The organism is Algoriphagus ornithinivorans (assembly GCF_900115305.1).
Taxonomy (GTDB): domain Bacteria; phylum Bacteroidota; class Bacteroidia; order Cytophagales; family Cyclobacteriaceae; genus Algoriphagus; species Algoriphagus ornithinivorans.
The window spans coordinates 237,479-257,076 of record NZ_FOVW01000003.1 but is presented as its reverse complement, the minus strand read 5'-3'; the positions used below and the strand labels follow the sequence as shown (position 1 = coordinate 257,076).

The following is a 19,598-nucleotide window of genomic DNA, read 5'->3' as shown; positions in this document are numbered from 1 at the left end:
TAATTATTTCACTTTTGGCTCAAAAAAATTAGACTTTCCTTAAAAAAAGGAACAGCCAAGACAATTCTTGGCTGTTTCCTCCTCAAATTCTGCTTAATTTTTCAAACTGGTGGTCACTTTTGGAGCCTCCTTGGTCCAAGAGCTTACATCCAATTTTCGTGGATTGGGATAAATTTCATCCAAGGTGTTGCCATCATACAATCTGCCATCTTTGACCACATGTGTGATGGTATTGGTATTCCTGATATTCTCCAATGGATTGGATTCCATGATTACCAAATCCGCCAATTTTCCAGTCTCGATACTTCCCAGGTCTTTGTCTAAACCTAAAGCTTCAGCTCCCAGAATAGTGGCAGTTTTCAAAGCATCAATGCTGCTCATTCCTCCGCTGGCTACTGACCATAGCTCCCAATGATAGCCCAAGCCTTGTAGCTGACCGTGAGATCCTACACCTGCCAGTCCTCCTCGCTTTACCAGCTCGTTGATTCCTTCGGCATGTTTTTCAAATACGTGGTCTTCTGGAGCAAACCAACCACCCAGTCCGCCAACTCTTCTTCTTGCCTTGGAATTCAGCTCATTATATGGAGTGAATCTGTTCAGTTTAGGGTCATGTAGTGGACTTTCTGTGGTGTAATAATAATTTTCAGCCCAAGGTCCGCCATATGCTACCAAAAGGGTAGGAGTTACTGCCATTTTACTTTCAGCAATAGTCTGTATCACATCTGAGTAAAGTGGGTATACAGGGATTGAGTGCTCATGTCCTGGATATCCGTCGAATAATTGGGTCATATTCAGTTTGTAGTCCAAACCGCCCTCTGTGGTAGGCATTAGCTTTTGATCTTTAGCTGCCATGATTACCCACTGTCTGTGCTGTCTATTTCCAACCAAATACATTTTGATGTACTGGGTATTATAATACTTGCTGTATTGCTTCAGTACATTTTTGGTTTGATCCAGAGATTTTAGATTATACATCCAAAATCCTACTCCAGGGCCTGTAGAATAAACCCGAGGACCTGGAATCATTCCTGCTTCCACCATGTCACCATAGGTTAAGACGTCAGTCGTAGCCGTCTGCGGATCTCTAGTTGTGGTCACGCCATAAGCTAGATTTGCGGCATAGATCCAAACGGTATTTTTGTGAAGATTCCAGGTTGGCCACATGTGAGCATGGGTGTCAATAAATCCCGGAGTGATGGTCTTACCTGTTGCATCTATGACTTTCGCATTCCCCGCGTTGAGGGTTCCTGTTTTTCCGACTGCCTTGATTCGATTGTTTTCAATCAGGATATCTCCATTCTCGATGACTTCCTCATCTTTCATGGTGATGATTCTTGCATTTTGAAGAAGAATTGTTCCTTTTGGAATATCCTTTGCGAAATATACTTTTACCTGATGCTCTGCAGGCTTATACTCTTCTTTTTCTTTGAGCTTAGCCTTGTGGATGCTATCTGCTTTGGCCAATTCTTTGTCTGCTTTGAATAAGGAGTCTATCCTTTTCTTTTCAGCTTTCGCCAGAGAATCTGCTAACTTAACCGCATCTTCTCCTTTAGCTTTCAAGCTAGCCACACTATCAGCATCAGCTAGTTTCTTCAGCTTTTTGGCTGTTTTTACAGAGTCTTCAATAAACTCTGCCCGAGTTATGTCATATACCCAATGTCCGTTTCCTAAAGACCAATGCACTTTTTTCCCATTGGCTTCCCAAGCTGGCCATTCTCCACCGATCTCGGTAAGTTGACGTGCAGGGAAATTGGCTGATTCAGGACTTCCCACGTTGATGGTTGGAGTTTTCCCAGCCTTTGGTATTGTTACCACATATACATTGTTGTTGATTTGAGCCAGTGCCAAATCACCTTCCGGAGCCATCAAAATCGTACTGGCGCTGGAAGGTTGCATTTGAGGTTCTCGGGCGCTACTTCCCTCAGGTAGCATGCAATAATTCACTGCATCGGCGGTGCCGTAAGGCTTACCCATTATGTATTTTACAGAAGAGAAATCTTCATTATGCTCATGCCCCTCATGATCTCCGGCTGCTGTTCCAAAAGGAGTAATACCAGATATTTTAGCATAGGTTTTTTCATCCGTTCCATCCCACTTCACACTCATCAGCGTGCCTCCAGGTCCATTTAGGAAAATACGGGTAGTATCTTTTGTAAAATGTGCATTTCCAATATTTCGGGCATCCATGATTTTTCTGAATGCACCTCCAGAAGCCGGTATCCATGCTAAAATAGATTCAGCTCCGGAAACTCCCGGTCCTTCTGCTTCCTCCATGAGACGCTTATCGCCTTTGAATACCACAATTTTATTATTAGGTCCCCAAACTGGTCCCATGTAAAGAGCACTTTCTGAAGTAAGCTTTGTTATTGCTCCATTTCTTCCGAAACTGGCTTTATAAAGATGTCCTCCTGCCTTTTCATCCCAAGTGGTAAATACTAATTGGCTTCCATCTGGAGACCATGAAGGCATGGCTTCGGTAAATTCATTTTTCGTAACTCTTTTAGGTTCCCCATTCGGGTAGTCCATCACATACAGTCTATTGAGTGCCGTGAAAGCCAGTTTTTTGCCATCCGGTGAAGGAACTGCATCTCTGATTTGTGTAGCCAGTTTAGCGGTGGTGTCTTTGATTTCATAATTGAAATAGAGCCTTGGACCCATTGCCAATTTCACATCTGCTTCAAACGGGATCTCTACAGCCGGACTGCCATCCACAGCCAATTTCCATATTTTACCTCCATAGGAAGCGATGATAAATTTGCTATCCGGAGTGAACGCCATAGCAGGCAATACTCCCTGAGGTGCGATGGACTCCTGCTCATCCCGCTGCACAGGATAGGCTAACCATTTTTCATCTCCTGTATTGAGGTCTCTTAGTACCAAACCGGTTTTGTCCTGCCACCTGGATCCATAAACCATCCACTTTCCGTCTTTGGATAAGGTCGGAGTGAAGGCCGAACCATAACGGCTGGTGATGTTGGTTATTTTTCCTTCCTCAAAATCATAATGTCCAACCTGATATTGTGGAAGCATGGCATTGTAATTCCAAGCGCCTGTTCTATGTGAGAAATAGACTTTTTTTCCATCTGGACTTACCACAGGATCAATGGTTTTCATCGAGGAAGGGTTTTCATTGAGCTGAATTCCTCCGCCTCCATCTACATGGTACATCCATAGCTTTTGGATGCGTCGACCTTTACTCACGATGATATATTTGCCATCCGGTGTCCAGGCAGCTCCGGGGACATCTCCATTTTTATCTTTGGTGACCTGAACCGTATCTTTCTTGACCATATCGATATACCAGAGATTATCATTTCCGGCTCGGTCAGAAGTGAATAAGATTTTTTCTCCATCAGGTGAGAATCGGGGATGAGTCTCATAGGCAATTCCTGTAGTAATTGGGCTTGCCTTTCCTCCTTCAATTGGGATCGTGTATATGTCTCCCATCAGGTCAAAAGCGATTGTTTTGCCATCAGGACTGACATCCAAACTTATCCAGGTTCCTTCTTTCGCAGTAAATTTTACTTCCCGCTCAGGCTTGAGGGGCAGGTCCTTGAATTTTGGATAATCTAGGGAGTCTTTTTGGGTACTGTCTTGTGAGATGGTGTGATTCACCAGTGATTTTGGGTTTTCCCTGCCACCGGGAACCATAGCTGCCATAGACATGGTGGCTCCTAATGCCACCAATAGTGCAGGTTGGGTAAGTTTTTTCATTTGATTATAAATTGGACAAAGACTAAATTCTGTAGGGATTGATTAAGATTTATGTTGAGATTAAGCAGGTAAGACTAATTGTTGATATGGTCAACCTGCAAAACCTTGACAGGATGAGCTTTATTTTTAAGTTTCATTTCCCCAATGGTAGAAAAAGTAAAGCTATCTTTAATTTGATCGACGCATTTTTCCAAGACTAAAATTTGGCCCGGATTAGCCGCAGTCTGTAATCTGGCGGCTACGTTCACCGTATCTCCAATGACTGTATAATCTAATCTTTTCAAAGAACGGGAACCTATATTTCCTGAGACCATCTCACCGGAATTGATTCCGATGGATACTTCAGGTTTGAAATTTGTCTCTTCTGAAAAAATCGGGATTTGAGCCATTTTTTCCCGGATGGAAAGTGCAACCTTGATGGCTCTTTCGAAGTGATTCTCCCCCTGAAAAACTGCCATAATTGCATCACCGATAAACTTGTCCACACTTCCTTTCTCCTCGATAATCTCTTTGACCATCAGGTCAAAATATTCGTTTAGTAGCCCCACAACTACGTTGGGCTCTTCGTTTTCAGAGATTTTTGTAAAAGCTACCAAGTCAATAAAGGCCACTGATGCATCGATGGTCTCATTTTCCATCAAGCTTGATTCCAGCTCCTTATTACCCATGAAGTTCAACACCGTTTCATCCACATACATTTTGAGAATATTGTTTTCACGGAGGGCTTTAAGGGTGGATTTGATTTGGTTTCTGTACTGAATAGTCTTATCAAGAGTGATTTCCAAATCACGGAAATCTACGGGTTTGGTAATGAAGTCAAAAGCTCCCAAATTCATGGCTGTCCGGATATTTTCCATATCGCCATAAGCCGAGATAATGACGGTTTTAAGCAGTGAGTTTTTTTCTTTGACTTTGGAAAGCAGGGTCAGACCGTCCATCTCAGGCATATTGATATCGCTCAGGATCAAATCAATATCCGGATTTTCTTCAATGATTTCCAAGGCTATTCTGCCGTTAAGTGCAAACTGAAAATCGAACTCACCTTCACGGATTCTTTTCCGGAATTTCTGTTTGATCAGAATTTCCAAATCCGCTTCATCATCTACTACCAAAATTTTGACCATGGGTTGTTAGTTTTTTTCTGACATCAAAGCTCCAATTTCTTTCTTGAGGGAATCAAAATCAATGGGTTTGGTAAAAAACTCCTTTGCACCTGAGTTCATTGCTTTTTCATAATTTTGACTGTCCCCGTAAGCCGAAATCATACTGACATTGATCTGGGGAAATCTATTTTTGATTTTTTCCAAAAGCTCCAATCCGCTCATACCCGGCATATTGATATCTGAAAAAACATAAACTACCTGAGGCGGATGCTCGCTGTCTAAAACTGTCAAAGCTTCATCACCTGAAAAAGCAAAGCAAAGCTCTAAGCTTCCACTTTTGATCTCTTTTCTGAACTTTTGACGAAATAGCATTTCCACATCTTTTTCATCATCAACTATTAAAATTTTGCTTTTCATCTGATTATGGATTGATTGTTAGGGTTGTGACTTAGGGTCTGGAATTCTTGAAAATTGCAATTGGCTTTTCCAGAAAAACATTCGGACCTAGATATTTTGATTATTCCTGTTTTCATGATTTCGGTAATTTGATTGTGAAAACAGTGTATTCACCAGGTTTGCTATCTACTTCTATTTCACCACCATGTCCTTTGGTGACTATATCATAGCTCATAGAAAGCCCTAAACCTGTACCTTTTCCAGTTGGCTTTGTAGTAAAAAAAGGCTGGAAAATTTTCTCTTTAATTTCAGCGGGTATACCTTTTCCATTATCTGAGATTTGGATTTCAACACCTGTACTGATCTTCTTGGTGTTGACGGTGACGGTAGGCATAAAGTCTTTCTCACCTTTGGCATTCAATTCTTTTTTCTTTTCGTCAGCAGCGTAAAAGGCATTGTTGATCAGGTTGAGAAATACTCTGCCCAAATCTCCGGGAACTACCTGAAGGATTCCGGCTTCAGGGTCTAGATTTAATTTAAAATCAGCCGTGAAACTTTTATCCCTTGCCCTTAATCCATGATAGGAAAGCCTTAAATATTCATCTGCTAATGCATTGATATCTGTGGGCTCTTTTTGACCGGTATTACTTCTGCTATGTTGTAGCATTCCTTTCACGATGGAATCAGCCCTTTTGCCATGGTGATGGATTTTGTTAAGGTTTTGGATCACATCTTCCAAAATTTCCATAGCATCTTCAGTTTTCCCGGCTTGCAATTCCTCCTTTAGTTCGGTCAACAACTCTGTGCTGACATCTGAAAAATTATTGACAAAGTTTAGCGGGTTTTGAATCTCATGAGCAATCCCTGCCGTCAATTCTCCTAAGGAGGCCATCTTCTCTGCATGGATCAATTGGTTTTGTGCTGCTCTTAGCTCAGATAAGGTATTTTCCAATTCATTTTTTTGCTCAGTCAGCTCCTTGGTTCTTTGTTCAACTTGTCTCTCTAATTGATTCTTGAGACTTTCAGTTATTTTAAATTCTTTCTCTCTTGCTAGAGCCTTTAGCTTTTCCTGTTCCAGGGCTTTTCTTTGTTTGGAATTATTAATCCACATGGCAATAGCCCAGATAAAGGCAAAAAGTTCAGCTACTTCAAAGTAATTCTCCCACTTGGTATAAAATGATTTATTGATAAGTTCAATGGATTCTCCCAGCACATTAACAGCCATGATAGGAAGCCAGGCGTATATCATTCCTTTGCGATGGTGAAGCTCAGGGTTCTTAAGTGTCACCACGACAATAATAGCTGCCAGAACAAAAGATAAAATAGTGGCAAGCCCACTGATTAAGGGGATCTTAACGGCAGCAATTCCAATAATAGCTGCTGCTGCGACCATTCCACCGTTGAAAATTCGTTTCCATTCTGCAGATACCGTGATCAAGCCCATAGGTTGCTTGAGATAGTATAACAAAATCAAAGAAATTATTCCTAAAACCATAGTAGGCTAGTTTGGGTAAAATTTATGATTTGGATTTTGGTTTAGTAGGTAGAAAGATAGTAAAAACTGTCCCTGAATTCTCACCGGTTTTACTTTTTACACTGATTTCACCTTGGTAAGACTTGATAATATCATAGCTCAAAGAGAGTCCCAAGCCTGTTCCTTGCCCTGTAGGTTTGGTAGTGAAGAAAGGCTGAAATATTTTTCCAATCACATCCTCTGGAATACCCATCCCGTTATCGGAAAGAATAATCTCCACTCCCTTATCTGTTTTCTTGGTGGCAATCTTTACTTCAGGTTTATAGTTTTCAGACTTTGTTTTTTGAGACTTTTCATGGACAGCATGAAAGGCATTGTTGCACATATTGATCAATGCCCTTCCAACTTCCTGACGGATTACTTCTACTTCCGGAATATTGGAAGCTAACTCTGTTTTATATTCGGCGCTAAAGTCTTTTTCTTTAGCCCTGACCCCGTGATAGCTCAGTCGCAGGGATTCATCGCAGATAGCATTGAGATCTGCGAGTTCTTTATTGCCAACGCTGGCTTTGCTGTGTTGAAGCATTGCTTTGACAATCGCATCCGCTCTCATGCTATGAGTGGCAATTCTGTCCAGATTTTCTTTGATATCTCCCGCCAATATTCTGGCAGAATCAAATTTTCCTTCATGAATCTCCTGATTCATCTCGTCCATAAGTTCATGACTTACTTCAGAAAAGTTTTTTACAAAATTCAGTGGGTTTTGAATTTCATGAGCAATTCCAGCTGTCAACTCACCCAAGGAAGCCATTTTTTCAGCCTGTATCAGTTGGGATTGGGTAGCCTTTAAATTTTCATGTGCAGAAGCTAAATCTTCGTAAGCTTTTTCAATTTCTTTGGCATGCTCGAGTTCCCTTTCCTTGGCCTTTTCTCTCTCTGCCTTCAGAACCCTATTCCTTTGGTAAATATTGATAGGATAAAGGAGTGAAAGGAAAAGAGCTGCATAGCCCAAATAGGCCCACCAGCTTCTATACCAAGGGGGCAAAACGGTGAAAGAATATAAGGTCGCTTCGGTCCAATCAGCCCCTTCTTCAATTGCGGGTCCTGAGTATCTTGCTCGAACTTTAAAAGTGTAATCTCCCTCCTGAATATTACCAAAGGTAGCGGATGTCCTTTTAAGTACCGGACTCCAATCCTCATCATAGCCTTCCAGAATGTATTGATACTCTATCAAGAATGGTCTGGACAATTCATTGGTCCCGTATTCAATATTGAGATGGTTGTGTTTGTAAGGAAGTGTGAGGTTGATAGGAACCGGGAAAAATTCACTGACTTTATCAAAGGTAATTCCCTTGAAGCGTTCCTGTAGATCACTTTCTTCTTCCGTATTGAGGATTTTTTTGAAGGTCAGTAATTCCTCGGTGGTTTTGGCCGCTTGATTAGAAATTTTGCTCGGTGCCAAGGTTTCCCAAGAGATAACTTCTTCATTGAGCCTTATTTGTTTGATAAGTAGCTTGGGTTTGGAATCATTTCTGGAAATTTTTTCTAGGTCAATTCTCGCCAGTCCTGTTTTGACGCTTCCTGTCCCTGCCCAGAGAATACCCTTGGAATCTAAAAACATGGCATTTTGCCCATCAGTCAAATCTTTGACCGGGTATCCATTATCCGAATTATAAATCTGCAGATTTTGGATAGCATCCACTGAATCCGGGAAAAAGTCGAAGATGGAAATTCCCTGATTGGTGCCAATTGCCATCTTGTTCCCGGGAAGATCCACGATTTGAAGAACATTGTTGTCAGGAAGTCCATCTTGACTGTTATAAGATTGAAAAAGCGCCCCTTTTGATGGGTCCCAACTAGCAATGCTTTCTTTCTTTGTTTTACTTAAAAAACTGAATCCAGAAGTGGTGCCTATCCACAGATTTCCGTCTTGGTCTTCTTTAATGCGATTCACTCCATTATCGATCAAGCCTTGATTAGTGGTAAAGTTGATGAAAGTTTCTCCATCAAATCGGCTCAGGCCTCCGTCAAATGTACCTATCCAGAGAATCCCCTCCCGATCTTCCAGGATGCTGATAATTCCATCTCCGGCCATTCCATGTTCTGAAGTAAAGTGAAGGAGTTCTCCTTCCTGATATTTTAAAATTCCATTATCAGTCCCTATCCAGATAGATCCGTCTTGTGTTTCCACCAAGGCATAAACTTCATTGGAGGGTAACCCTTGATCCACCGAATAATTAGTGAATTTTTTATCGTCCAGAATACTCAGGCCATCCCCAGCAGTGCCTATCCATATTTTTCCTGACCTATCCTCCAGAATACTAAAAACTATTTCCCCAGCGAGTCCTTGGGAAGGGTAATAAGATGTGAAAGACTGTCCGTCAAATTTACTAATACCACCATCTGCCGAACCAAACCAAAGATTCCCTTTTTGGTCCTCAATTCCGCTTAGAATGATATTTCCGGAGATTCCATGGCTCGTTGTAAAACTCGTAAAACCAAATCCATCCAACCTGCTGACTCCACCTCCGTCGGTACAAAACCACATTTTCCCTCCAGAATCCAGGGTCATATCCTGAATGTTATTTCCTGCCAAGCCCTGTTCAGTGGTGTAAGTTTTAAATCTTTTTCCATCCCAAAGACTGGCACCTCTGTCCGTTCCAAACCAAATATTTCCGTCTTTGTCCTCAGAAATCGAGCGTACAACCGATCCAGCTAATCCTTCTTTTATCCCGATTGTTTGGAAGCTTTTTCCATCGTATTTGGTCAGGCCTCCTCCTAAGGTCCCCATCCAAATGGTACCTTTACTGTCTTGAAAAATAGATCTGATTCGATCAGATGACAATCCGTCTTTAAGGGTATAAGTTTTGAAGGTTTTTCCGTCGTATTTGCTGACACCTCCTCCATAGGTGCCAAACCACATATTGCCATCCTTATCCTTAAGAATACTGATAACTATATCGTTTCCTAAGCCATTTTCAGTAGAGAAATTGGTGAATTTTTCTCCATCGTATTTACTGACTCCTGCCCTGTCTGTGCCAAACCACAGGTTTCCTTCATTGTCTTCACCTATAGCCCATATAACAAGACTTCCAAGTTGGTCTGCCAGATAATTAGTGAATGACTTTCCATCAAACTTGCTTAATCCACCATCTGCGGTACCGATCCAGATATTTCCTTTGGAGTCTTCAAAAATGCTTCTGATGGTGATGCTGGGTAGTCCGTGGATTTTTTTGTAATTGGTAAATTCCACTCCATCAAACCTACTCAGCCCTCCTCCATTCGTGCCAAACCAAATATGGCCTCTGCTATCTGTAATGGCACAGTGAATGGCGTCTAATGCCAATCCATCATCTGAAGTGTACTTATTAAACTGTGACAATCCTCCTGCACCAAGGAAATAAGGATCCCCTTGAGCATCCAAAATAACTTCACCGTCTTCGTTTCTGAGTTTAGGCAATTCCACCCTATAGGGAGGGTCAATCCCGTTTTGGCTTTGACTGACTAATGAAACTATTTCCGGACCAGACTCTACTCCCAGGCTAAACTGTTTAGGCTTTTGTTCTTCCGATAAATCGGAAAGGGTGGTTTTATTAGGGGGCTGTAAATCTTCAGGAAGTCTTGAATTTCCCTCTTCTGCCCGTGGACTGCAAGCTTCAAAAAAAAGTGTAATAAAAAGAACTCGTAAAAAAATTGATTTCATGAAACCTAGATTAGGCGATGGGTTGACAAATTTTCAATTTCAGCTTTAATAAGAAAGACATTTCAAAAGATTCTATTTTTTCCAAAAGCCTGAATTTCAGCATTAATGTACGAATTGTAGCAATAGCTTAAAAATTTCTTTATTTCATTTAGTAAGGGTTAAGATTTCTTTCAATCTAAAATGATATTTAAGATCTCTATTACCAGGATAAAAAAATTGCATCAATAATTACCCCTCTACGGTGTAATTGTTTAAGAATAGAGGACACTTAAAATGATGTACCAATAATGGGGAGGAGAGCATTCTCGAAAATCACAATAATCATTTTAATTGGCTTCTAAAAAGGATTTCCATAATTGAAGATTGATCAACTGGGAGAGGCTATAATTTAAAGTCAAAATAGAGATGCCTATAAGACCAATTATACCAACTTCAATTATACATTTACAATAATTTAAATCAGCTTTTTCTTTTTCTTCAGAAGGCAACAAGGCATCCAATCTTTGATTGTTTTAAGAAATTGATATACAGTAAGTTATAAAATAATACTCGCAAGAAAAAATATTTTAAACAATAAATTCTGACTGAACTAGCTTGTTTTAAAGACAGATAGAAAACAGAAGATTTTTTAATATTCACAAAATCCTTTTTTGGGGATAAGCAACAGCAAGTCTTGACTCCTGAGCGAATAAGGGTAGATACCGAATAATTATTTTTGGTATTCCGTCGAAAGTACTTTCCTTTTTTCTTCTTAGATTTCTTAGATACTAATTAAATCATTAATCTATGTATAAGGCGACCATACTATCGTTTTTGTTTATCTCTATTTTTTATAATCAATCTAATGCCCAAGAAAAACCGGGATATTTTATGCATCCGGATTTGCATGAAAATACCATGGTTTTTGTAGCAGAGGGAGATATTTGGACTGCACCGGTGTCCGGCGGAATGGCTACTCGCCTAACCACGCATCCAGGGGATGAGTCCGACCCCAAAATCTCCCCCGACGGAAAATGGGTTGCGTACGCTGCCAGCTATGAAGGTCCTACCGAGGTATATGTAATGCCGATTTCCGGAGGTTTACCCAAAAGATTGACTTACGAACCCTCTGCATCTATCCCTGTAGCTTGGAGATCATCCACAGAATTGGCTTATACCACCAATCAATATTCTACTTTGCCCCGACTGAGGACCGTTGTGGTAGATGTAAATTCTAGAGTAAAGGAAGTTCTTCCTTTGGAAATGGCCGCTGAGGGAAGTTTTGATAGAGAATCGAATACCTACTTTTTTGTAAGGCCTACCTATCACAATAATGTCACTAAGCGCTATCAAGGAGGAACAGCCAGAAAACTTTGGAAATACAGTAATGGAGCCGCGGAGGCGGTTAAATTAACCAAAGATTACGCTGGCGAAGACCATCATCCTATTTTTCACCAAGGACGTGTCTATTTCATTTCCTCTAGGGATGGCATTCAGAATGTCTGGTCCATGAAACCGGATGGCTCAGATATACAACAGCACACCAAAGAAGTATCTTATGATGTGAGGGAGTATTCCCTTTCTGGAAATACTCTGGTTTATCGTTCAGGAGCGGATCTGTTTCAAATGAATTTGGGACAAAGCGAATCCCGAAAAATTGCGATCAATCTAGTGTCGGATTTTGATCAGTTGAGGGAAAATTGGGTAGACAATCCTGCCAGCTATATCACCAATATTTCTGTGTCTAATGATGGAGAAAAAGTGGCCCTGACTGCCCGAGGTCGGGTTTTTGTCTTTCCTGCAAAGGATGGAAGAATGATTCGCCTAAGTAGAAAAGATGGGGTGCGGTATCGAGATGCAGTTTTTACAACAGATTCCAAGGATATTTTGACCTTTTCCGATGAAAGCGGGGAGTTTGAAATTCATCAATACTCTGGTTTGGGTTTGGATCAGGGAAAGCAATTGACAGATAATGGATCCACGCTTCGATTCAATTTGACACCTTCTCCAGATGGAAAATGGCTGGCTTGGATCGATCTCAACAATGACCTTTGGATTAGAAATCTTGGCACAGGAAAAGCAGTCAAAGCCAACCTCACAGATGAAGACCTGCATGGCAGTATGTCTTGGTCACCTGACAGCCAATGGCTGGCTTATGGGCAGGCAGCTTCCAATACCTTTACCCAACTCTTTGTCTTCAATCCGACTACGGAAAAGCGAGTTACCCTGACTTCCGATCGCACCAACAGTCTCAACCCGCAATGGAGCGCGGATGGGAAGTGGATTTATTTCCTTTCAGACCGGAATTTCGAGACTAAAGTGGGAAGTCCATGGGGGCAGCGTCAGCCGGAACCATTTTGGGAAAAGCAGATGAAAATCTATCACATTCCACTCCAAAAGGGCCTGATCTCTCCTTTCACTCCAAAAAATGAGCTGAAAGCTGAGGAGAAAAAATTAGAGGGTCCAGTAAGCGTGAAGATCGATGAGGAGGGGCTGATGGAGCGCGTACAGGAAGTACCCGTTCCAGCGGGAAATTACAAAAATCTGATCGTGACAGATAAGGCCTTGTACTACCACCGAGTTGGTCCAGGTCCTGGAGTTTATTACGGAGGTGGAGCTTCCAATGAAGATGAGCCTGCACTGATGATGACTCCGATTTCTGAAAAGGCAGAGCAGAAAGTTTTCGCAGACAAGATCAACAGTTATGCAGTTTCAGCCAACAACAAATATGCTTTGCTTCGGCAAGGAGCCAATCATTTTTTGGTAGAATTAGGTGCCTCTCCTGTTTCGGATTTATCCAAAAATAAGTTGGACCTGAATGGCTGGAGGTTCAGTATAGACCCTCGGGAAGACTGGAAGCAAATCTACACTGATGCTTGGCGTATGGAGCGGGATTATTTCTACGACGCAGGCATGCATGGGGTGGACTGGGATAAAATGTACGAGAAATACCTTCCTCTAGTAGATAGAGTGACTACCCGAAATGAGCTTTCAGATGTGATAGGAGAGCTGATTGGTGAGCTTTCCGTTTTGCATACTTCCGTTCGTGGAGGTGATACCCGGGATGGAGATGACAATATTCAGTTTGGAATGCTGGGAGGGCTTTTCACTAAGACTAATCAAGGTTACAGGATCGACTACATCTTCCAAAGCGATCCTGACTATCCTGATGAAAAGTCGCCTCTGTCCCATCCTGCTTTCGGCATTCAAACAGGCGATGTGATCACACATATCGACGGCACATCTGTTTTGGAAGTAGCGGATATGCAGGTTTTGCTTCGTGATAAGGCCAGAAAGCAAGTTCGGCTTGCAATAGCTGGAAAAGGAGACTTTATAATCGAGCCTATGAGTTCGGGACAAGAAAGCAACCTACGATACAACGATTGGGAGTACACCCGAAGATTGGAAACCGAAGCCAAATCCAATGGAGATATTGGCTATGTGCATTTGAGAGCCATGACCTCAGGGGATATTGGCCAATGGTATCGGGATTTTTATCCACAGTTTAAGAAAAAAGGCTTGGTCATCGATGTACGCCACAATCGAGGAGGAAACATAGACTCTTTCATTCTGGAAAAGCTGATGCGTGAAGCCTTCTTCTATTGGAAAAGTCGCACTGGAGAACCTTACTGGAACATGAATTATGCTTTCCGAGGGCATTTGGTTTTGCTAGTGGACGAGTTTACCGCTTCTGATGGAGAGGCTTTTGCCGAAGGCTTCAGAAGATTAGGCTTAGGCAAAGCTATTGGTGCGAGAACTTGGGGAGGAGAAGTTTGGCTTTCAGGAGTGAATACGCTTTCAGATAATGGAATTGCCCGGGCTCCGATGAATGGGGTATATGGAGAAACCGAAAATGGAACAGAATGGCTGATTGAGGGAGTTGGTTTTATTCCTGATATCGAAGTCATCAATCTGCCTAAGGCAACTTTCGAAGGGAAAGACGCTCAATTGGATGCAGCGATTGAGCATTTGAAAGAGTTGATTCAAAAAGACCCACGGCCGGTACCAACGCCACCGGCTTATCCGGATTTGAGTTTTAAGAATGGGAAAAATTAAAAAAAAGAGGCTGGACCCACTGGATCCAGCCTCTTTTTATAGTATTAAGTTTTAATCAGTGTGATTAAATAGATAGAAAACACCGAGTTGTAAGCCTTGATTTTTGTAATTATTGGATGCGATTTCACTGATATTGCTTGTTCCAATATTGTATCGGGCATCCAAGCCAAAGCCAGAAGGAGTGTGAATATAACTGGCTCCAATAGAGACCCCCAAATCAATACTTTTGAAGTCGTTTTTCACATCGACTGTCCTATTGCCAGCAACTTTATTAGCACTCACCAAAAGGCCTAGTTGAGGGCCCGCTTGCAGCCTGAATCCATTATCAAACATATACTGAAATAGTACTGGAATGTTGATATAGTCTAAGTTCAGATTCGTGGAGGAATTACCAAATTTTGCTCCCTGAGCGGAATAATAGATTTCTGGTTGTAACCCAAAATTATCGCTGACATGGATATGTCCCAATAGTCCAAGGTGAAGACCTATTCTTTGGTCAAAATTTCCATTTGCTATCGTGTAGCTGTTAAGCCCACCTTTAAGGCCAATATTGATGTTTTGGGCATTTAGAGAGCCCATCATCATAAAGGCAACTAGTAATCCAAAAGAGTACAGTTTCATAAGTTTTTTTAGAATTGTGATCAATTGAAAAAACGGGAAATCCCTCTATGATCTGGAGTTTTGAAGTTTTTTGGCGCAAAAATTTGTTTGATTCTTCGCCGGTCAATTGCAACCATGTAGTACAAAAATGGTGCCCCGTTATAATTATTCACTAAATAATAAAAAATAAAATTATTTCTTTGAGTATACTTCGCTGAATGGTCTTAATGAGCATTATTCTCCTTTGAAACTATTGAAGATGAGAATGGTCATAATGGCAGTCATGTCTTAATTGCTTATAGGATTGAGTTAAGAAAATGAGTTAAAAATCCACGCAGCAGATTTATTTTAGAAGTTAAAAACTTATGTTTTAGACTTTCTGATGTAAGACCAAAGGCATGAACAGTTCCCCAAAAGGGGGGAATTATTTTTCGGGGAAAGGTGGGGATTAGGAATTCGAATTGTTGTTTTGATCAAACAGGCCTTCAAATTCAACCACGTTGTGGTTGGGAAAACCAAGTGGGAATTTCCGTCTTTAACCCCACATTCCATGTGGGACAAATCGAATTGATTCCTCGTTTCAGCGGCCAAGCTCCTTGGGAATCATCGATTGATAGGCTGAAATGGTTAAAACAGATATTGAAATTTCCTTTTTTATCAAAAAACCAATCTTCAATCTTTCAATCTTGAAGAGGTTGAATTTGAAACACGCTAATCTTCCAATTTTAAAAATCTCGCCGCATTCCCATAAAATATCCCTTCTTTATCCTCCTCTGTCAGGAAATCCAAACTGTTCAAAAAATCGATAATTATTTCTCTGGGTCACATTTGAATCATGTTTGATTTTATCTGCTTATAATTTTTAAGAGATCACATGAGTTGCCTTGGATAGTCATCTTCTAGTCTGAGATTTCTTTGCAAAGGAATTTCATCTTGAGGTTATCATTTGATTCTACCGTACTTCTTTAACAGCTCGACGACTTCGTCTTCTGGTAGTTCGTATACCGTCGTATTATTTTTTCCAACCATGGTTTCTGCAGCTACCAAGGCATTCAGAATTGATTCTTCTGTCGCTTGGGCGGTTGCCAGGAAAAGGGCCGACATTTGATCATTGGGGATCATGCTCACTTGCTGTGCATTTTCTCGATTGGCAGCCCCTGAATTGGCAGTAGAAAAGGCGATGAAAATATCACCGGAGCCATTCCCTCCATATCCACCAACCCGACTGATTCCAATCGGAACTCGCCTTGCTAATCTTTTTAATTGATGGGGAAGCAGCGGAGCGTCAGTAGCCACGATCACAATGATGGATCCTCTTTCTTCCCGGTGTTTCAATGGATCTAAAAGAATCTGTCGATCGGAAATTTCTTTGCCTACAGGTACTCCGGCAATGGTCAGTGATTCACGAGTGCCATAATTGGCCTGCACAAGCACGCCTAAGGTGTAGGTGGTATTATTGATCATAATTTCACGCGAGGAGGTACCTATGCCTCCCTTGAATTGATGACAGATCATCCCGGTTCCACCGCCGACGTTACCTTCTGCAACAGGTCCGGATTTTGCATTTTCCAAAGCAGCAAAAACATGTTCTTTTTTAACATGGAAGCCATTGATGTCATTCAAATCCCCATCGTAAGTTTCGGCTACTACAGGCAAAGCCCAAAATACGTCTGGTTCATCTGGTAATGGATCAAAATGATTGTTTTTAAACTCCCATTCTATCACCGCATCTCTGACTATACCCACACTGTGGGTATTGGTAATGGCAATCGGTCCTTCCAAAAAGCCGGATTCTTCCACCCAAGTAGTTCCTGTCATTTCCCCATTTCCGTTTAGGCTATACCAGCCAGCGAATACTGGATCGTATTGCTTGCCTCTGGGGAAAATAGTGGTCACTCCTGTTCGGACAGGACCTTCCCCTACTATCAATTCTCCCTCTCCGGATATCAATGTGGTATGCCCGACTTCTAAGCCTTTGACATCAGTGATGGCATTGAGTTTTCCTGTTTTTCCATCCAAGGGGATTCCTAAATCTCTTGCCCGATTGTTTTGACTGTAGACAATTGTAAGTACAAATTGAAAAATAAGTGTTAGGATTAGTCTTCTCATTATAAAATTTTTAAAGGTATATATGATACAATATAAGCTCATTGGCGCTCTTTAGTATTTAAGGTTTCTTTTCTTTCAAGAGTAAACAGTGAAACTGTAGCCAAAAAATTCTCAAAGCATTCTATAGTATTAGCGAAACCTACTGAATGATTTGAAGCTACAAATTCCACCATCTTCTTGTTTGATTCTATAAATTCAGTTTTTGAATTCTTGGCGTTTGAATGGGTCTATTTTTTATAGATCAACTCCCCTGAATTGAAGTTTGCATTTTCCATACCATTCGAGTAGTAATATAAAGCTCCAAAATCTCCTTGTTTCTTTCTTGAGAGCTGGTCACAGTATAATTGTGAAAAGGGAATAGTTTTTACTTGTCGAAATCCTTCAATCCACCCTTCAATATTTTTGAAGTTGGTGTCATTTAAATGTGGCGGGATATTGGGTTTTTGCATCCAAAGCCTTGGGCTTTCTCCGGCCGAAAGGTCAAACTCTTGCCTAGGTTCAAATTCCATCCCTTCCTCGTTTTCAGGTCCAATAGCCTCAAACCCTATGATAAGTATTAGCGCAAGAGAAAGAATAGATAGCAAGACTTTCTTAATCATGATTAATTGATTTAGCATAGGGAATTTATTTTTTATTCCACTGAAGCACGATCTCGCAGATAAAGAGCGGAGCTACCCAAGAAAGCCAAATGGCCGTGGGACCGGTCTCTATAAATGAGCCGAGCTCATTGTAAAAAGGTTGGCTTGTGAGCCAGCGAAAAAGGACAAAGGCAAAAGTCACCACATAGCTTCTGATCATCCATTCTTTATGGAGATTGATTCTCCGCAAAAGAATAAACCGAAAAGCCATTCCTGTAGTACCAAACCAAGCTAAAGCCAAGCCTATTAGAGCTAGACTCCAAGTCCAATGAATCGCGATACCAGTGGTCAGGGATAGCGCAATTGAGCTAATTACTCCAACCAGAATTCCGGAGATATAGGCCATTCCCATCATCCTATGTACTTTGAAATACCTATTTCTAAAAGCGGTCCAAAACTGGAAGGGACCAAGGCTTAAAGCAATTAAGCCTCCAGAAATATGCCCTATTAAGGGCCATTTCATCACCCAAAATCTCCCGAATACACCTTCTTCCAATCCGAAATACGGGAGCGCATCATTTAGGATAAATTTTCCTGCTAATAGAACCATAAAAGCAACACCCAACCAGGTAAACCAAGTTTTAAAGGAGAATGCATCAAGAGTGGTGTTTTTTGCCATGATGTGTAAAATGCTTAAGTCTTAATGCTTACTTAGAAAAAATGGACAGTCGATATGAAGTCAAGAAATCGTGTCGGCTTCGGTGTCTTGGAATTGCTAGATTAGGTTAAAGACATCGTTTTATTTTCCATCAGATCAAGCTGTATCAGTTCCTGTTTGCATCATTTCCATGATCTTTATTGCTTATTTTTTTGAAATCTTTCTTAGAAAATTTTCAGGGAGTAACCAGTTTGATGAAAGCCAAATAAAGGAGATCTAGGATCTCCTTATTTTGATTGATTGATCTTTCATCAATACTTCGGCATTCAGCTGAATTGGTCAAAAAGCAAAATTCTTTGCTTTTAATTATTCCCAAGATGACTGATTTCTTCGTCCATTTTGTAGATATAGCTCCAAGTGCTTTCTATAGATGATCGGAATTTTGCCTGTAATTCATCTCTTGTTTTCTTCCCGGACGCATCCTCTACAGATTTCCAAACGCTATCCTGCATTACATCCATTTCAGCATAATTTTTATATCCTGTTACCACATGGTAGTTTGGACTGTTAGGATCGCCGGTTTGCCAGTTATACCAATATCCACGAATTGGCAACCCAGCAGATTTACGTATCCCTTCAACTTCTTTAACCACTTCCATCATTTTATAGCCATTGGTCTGGTTAAGCTTGAAAAAGCTTACCCTAATAAGGTTGGCTCCAAAGGCATTGGTATTACTTATTTCCGGCATAAATCGTGTGATATGATTGGTTGCTGTTTCCACGTGAGGATTAATCAGGTTGAGGGCAAGTAATTGGCAATCCTTTCCTTTTTCATCCGTTTTATCCATTTCAGCCCAATTGGGCATGTTGGTGGCCAAAATGTAAACAGTGCCTTCTCCTTGCTGTCTTTCCCACATGCGCCAAGTCCATTCTCCTCCGTCTTTTAAATAGCATTCTTTCCATGCTTTGATTCCTTCTCGAAATTGCATGGTATGCCCAGGCTTGATAGTAAACTCAGTGACAGAGGTTAGCGGTCCCAAAGGAGCATCTTGAGCATTTACAAATGGGCTGATCGCAATTAGCAGTACCAACCCTAACAATTTTCTCAGTGTTGCTTTCATCTTTATTGTTTTAGGTTAAAAGATTATTTGATTCAATCTCTCATTGAATTTGCAATTCAAAAAGTAAAGGAGGACGGAGCTAGTTGTTTTCTGTCCGAACCAAAGCA

At 41.1% G+C, this 19,598-nt stretch carries 11 protein-coding genes; 1 reads left to right on the top strand and 10 read right to left on the bottom strand.

Going from position 1 to position 19,598, the window contains the following annotated elements; all coding sequences use genetic code 11:
• Nucleotides 1-93: 93 nt before the first annotated feature.
• The 5 genes from BM073_RS05445 to BM073_RS05425 form a co-directional block, all read right to left on the bottom strand.
• On the bottom strand, nt 94-3,714 hold the full coding sequence (locus BM073_RS05445; RefSeq protein ID WP_091651553.1) for an amidohydrolase family protein: 3,621 nt from the start codon (nt 3,712-3,714) through the stop codon (nt 94-96).
• A 74-nt stretch (nt 3,715-3,788) separates the two neighbouring features.
• The gene (locus tag BM073_RS05440; RefSeq protein ID WP_091651551.1) at nt 3,789-4,838 is read right to left on the bottom strand and encodes an adenylate/guanylate cyclase domain-containing protein; all 1,050 of its coding nucleotides are present in this window, start codon (nt 4,836-4,838) and stop codon (nt 3,789-3,791) included.
• A gap of 6 nt (nt 4,839-4,844) precedes the next feature.
• The gene (locus BM073_RS05435; RefSeq protein WP_091651548.1) at nt 4,845-5,234 is read right to left on the bottom strand and encodes a response regulator; all 390 of its coding nucleotides are present in this window, start codon (nt 5,232-5,234) and stop codon (nt 4,845-4,847) included.
• Between the two features lie 112 nt (nt 5,235-5,346).
• Complete coding sequence (locus BM073_RS05430; RefSeq protein WP_091651546.1) at nt 5,347-6,708, bottom strand: sensor histidine kinase; 1,362 nt, start codon at nt 6,706-6,708, stop codon at nt 5,347-5,349.
• 22 nt (nt 6,709-6,730) lie between these two features.
• Complete coding sequence (locus BM073_RS05425; protein ID WP_091651543.1) at nt 6,731-10,390, bottom strand: two-component regulator propeller domain-containing protein; 3,660 nt, start codon at nt 10,388-10,390, stop codon at nt 6,731-6,733.
• A 786-nt stretch (nt 10,391-11,176) separates the two neighbouring features.
• On the opposite strand from BM073_RS05425, the gene BM073_RS05420 reads away from it, so the two are divergent.
• Nucleotides 11,177-14,425, top strand: a complete 3,249-nt coding sequence (locus tag BM073_RS05420) for a S41 family peptidase (RefSeq protein WP_091651540.1) — start codon at nt 11,177-11,179, stop codon at nt 14,423-14,425.
• Between the two features lie 51 nt (nt 14,426-14,476).
• Here BM073_RS05420 and BM073_RS05415 read toward each other — a convergent pair whose 3' ends face one another.
• From BM073_RS05415 to BM073_RS05395, 5 genes are all read right to left on the bottom strand, one after another.
• Nucleotides 14,477-15,046: a porin family protein gene (locus tag BM073_RS05415; protein ID WP_091651538.1), complete on the bottom strand. Its 570-nt coding sequence runs from the start codon at nt 15,044-15,046 to the stop codon at nt 14,477-14,479.
• A gap of 921 nt (nt 15,047-15,967) precedes the next feature.
• Nucleotides 15,968-17,134 carry a DmpA family aminopeptidase gene (locus BM073_RS05410; RefSeq protein WP_091651535.1) on the bottom strand — a complete coding sequence of 389 codons (1,167 nt, stop codon included), beginning with the start codon at nt 17,132-17,134 and terminating at the stop codon, nt 15,968-15,970.
• Nucleotides 17,135-17,361: 227 nt separating this feature from the next.
• Complete coding sequence (locus BM073_RS05405) at nt 17,362-17,733, bottom strand: hypothetical protein (protein ID WP_139217446.1); 372 nt, start codon at nt 17,731-17,733, stop codon at nt 17,362-17,364.
• Nucleotides 17,734-17,758: 25 nt separating this feature from the next.
• Complete coding sequence (locus BM073_RS05400) at nt 17,759-18,391, bottom strand: DUF2306 domain-containing protein (RefSeq protein ID WP_091651530.1); 633 nt, start codon at nt 18,389-18,391, stop codon at nt 17,759-17,761.
• 341 nt (nt 18,392-18,732) lie between these two features.
• On the bottom strand, nt 18,733-19,491 hold the full coding sequence (locus BM073_RS05395) for a hypothetical protein (protein ID WP_091651528.1): 759 nt from the start codon (nt 19,489-19,491) through the stop codon (nt 18,733-18,735).
• Nucleotides 19,492-19,598 lie beyond the last annotated feature (107 nt).

Coding starts and splice junctions, on each gene's coding strand:
- BM073_RS05445 (WP_091651553.1), bottom strand. CDS start 3,714: ATGAAAAAACTTACCCAACCTGCACTATTGGTGGCATTAGGAGCCACC.
- BM073_RS05440 (WP_091651551.1), bottom strand. CDS start 4,838: ATGGTCAAAATTTTGGTAGTAGATGATGAAGCGGATTTGGAAATTCTG.
- BM073_RS05435 (WP_091651548.1), bottom strand. CDS start 5,234: ATGAAAAGCAAAATTTTAATAGTTGATGATGAAAAAGATGTGGAAATG.
- BM073_RS05430 (WP_091651546.1), bottom strand. CDS start 6,708: ATGGTTTTAGGAATAATTTCTTTGATTTTGTTATACTATCTCAAGCAA.
- BM073_RS05425 (WP_091651543.1), bottom strand. CDS start 10,390: ATGAAATCAATTTTTTTACGAGTTCTTTTTATTACACTTTTTTTTGAA.
- BM073_RS05420 (WP_091651540.1), top strand. CDS start 11,177: ATGTATAAGGCGACCATACTATCGTTTTTGTTTATCTCTATTTTTTAT.
- BM073_RS05415 (WP_091651538.1), bottom strand. CDS start 15,046: ATGAAACTGTACTCTTTTGGATTACTAGTTGCCTTTATGATGATGGGC.
- BM073_RS05410 (WP_091651535.1), bottom strand. CDS start 17,134: ATGAGAAGACTAATCCTAACACTTATTTTTCAATTTGTACTTACAATT.
- BM073_RS05405 (WP_139217446.1), bottom strand. CDS start 17,733: ATGATTAAGAAAGTCTTGCTATCTATTCTTTCTCTTGCGCTAATACTT.
- BM073_RS05400 (WP_091651530.1), bottom strand. CDS start 18,391: ATGGCAAAAAACACCACTCTTGATGCATTCTCCTTTAAAACTTGGTTT.
- BM073_RS05395 (WP_091651528.1), bottom strand. CDS start 19,491: ATGAAAGCAACACTGAGAAAATTGTTAGGGTTGGTACTGCTAATTGCG.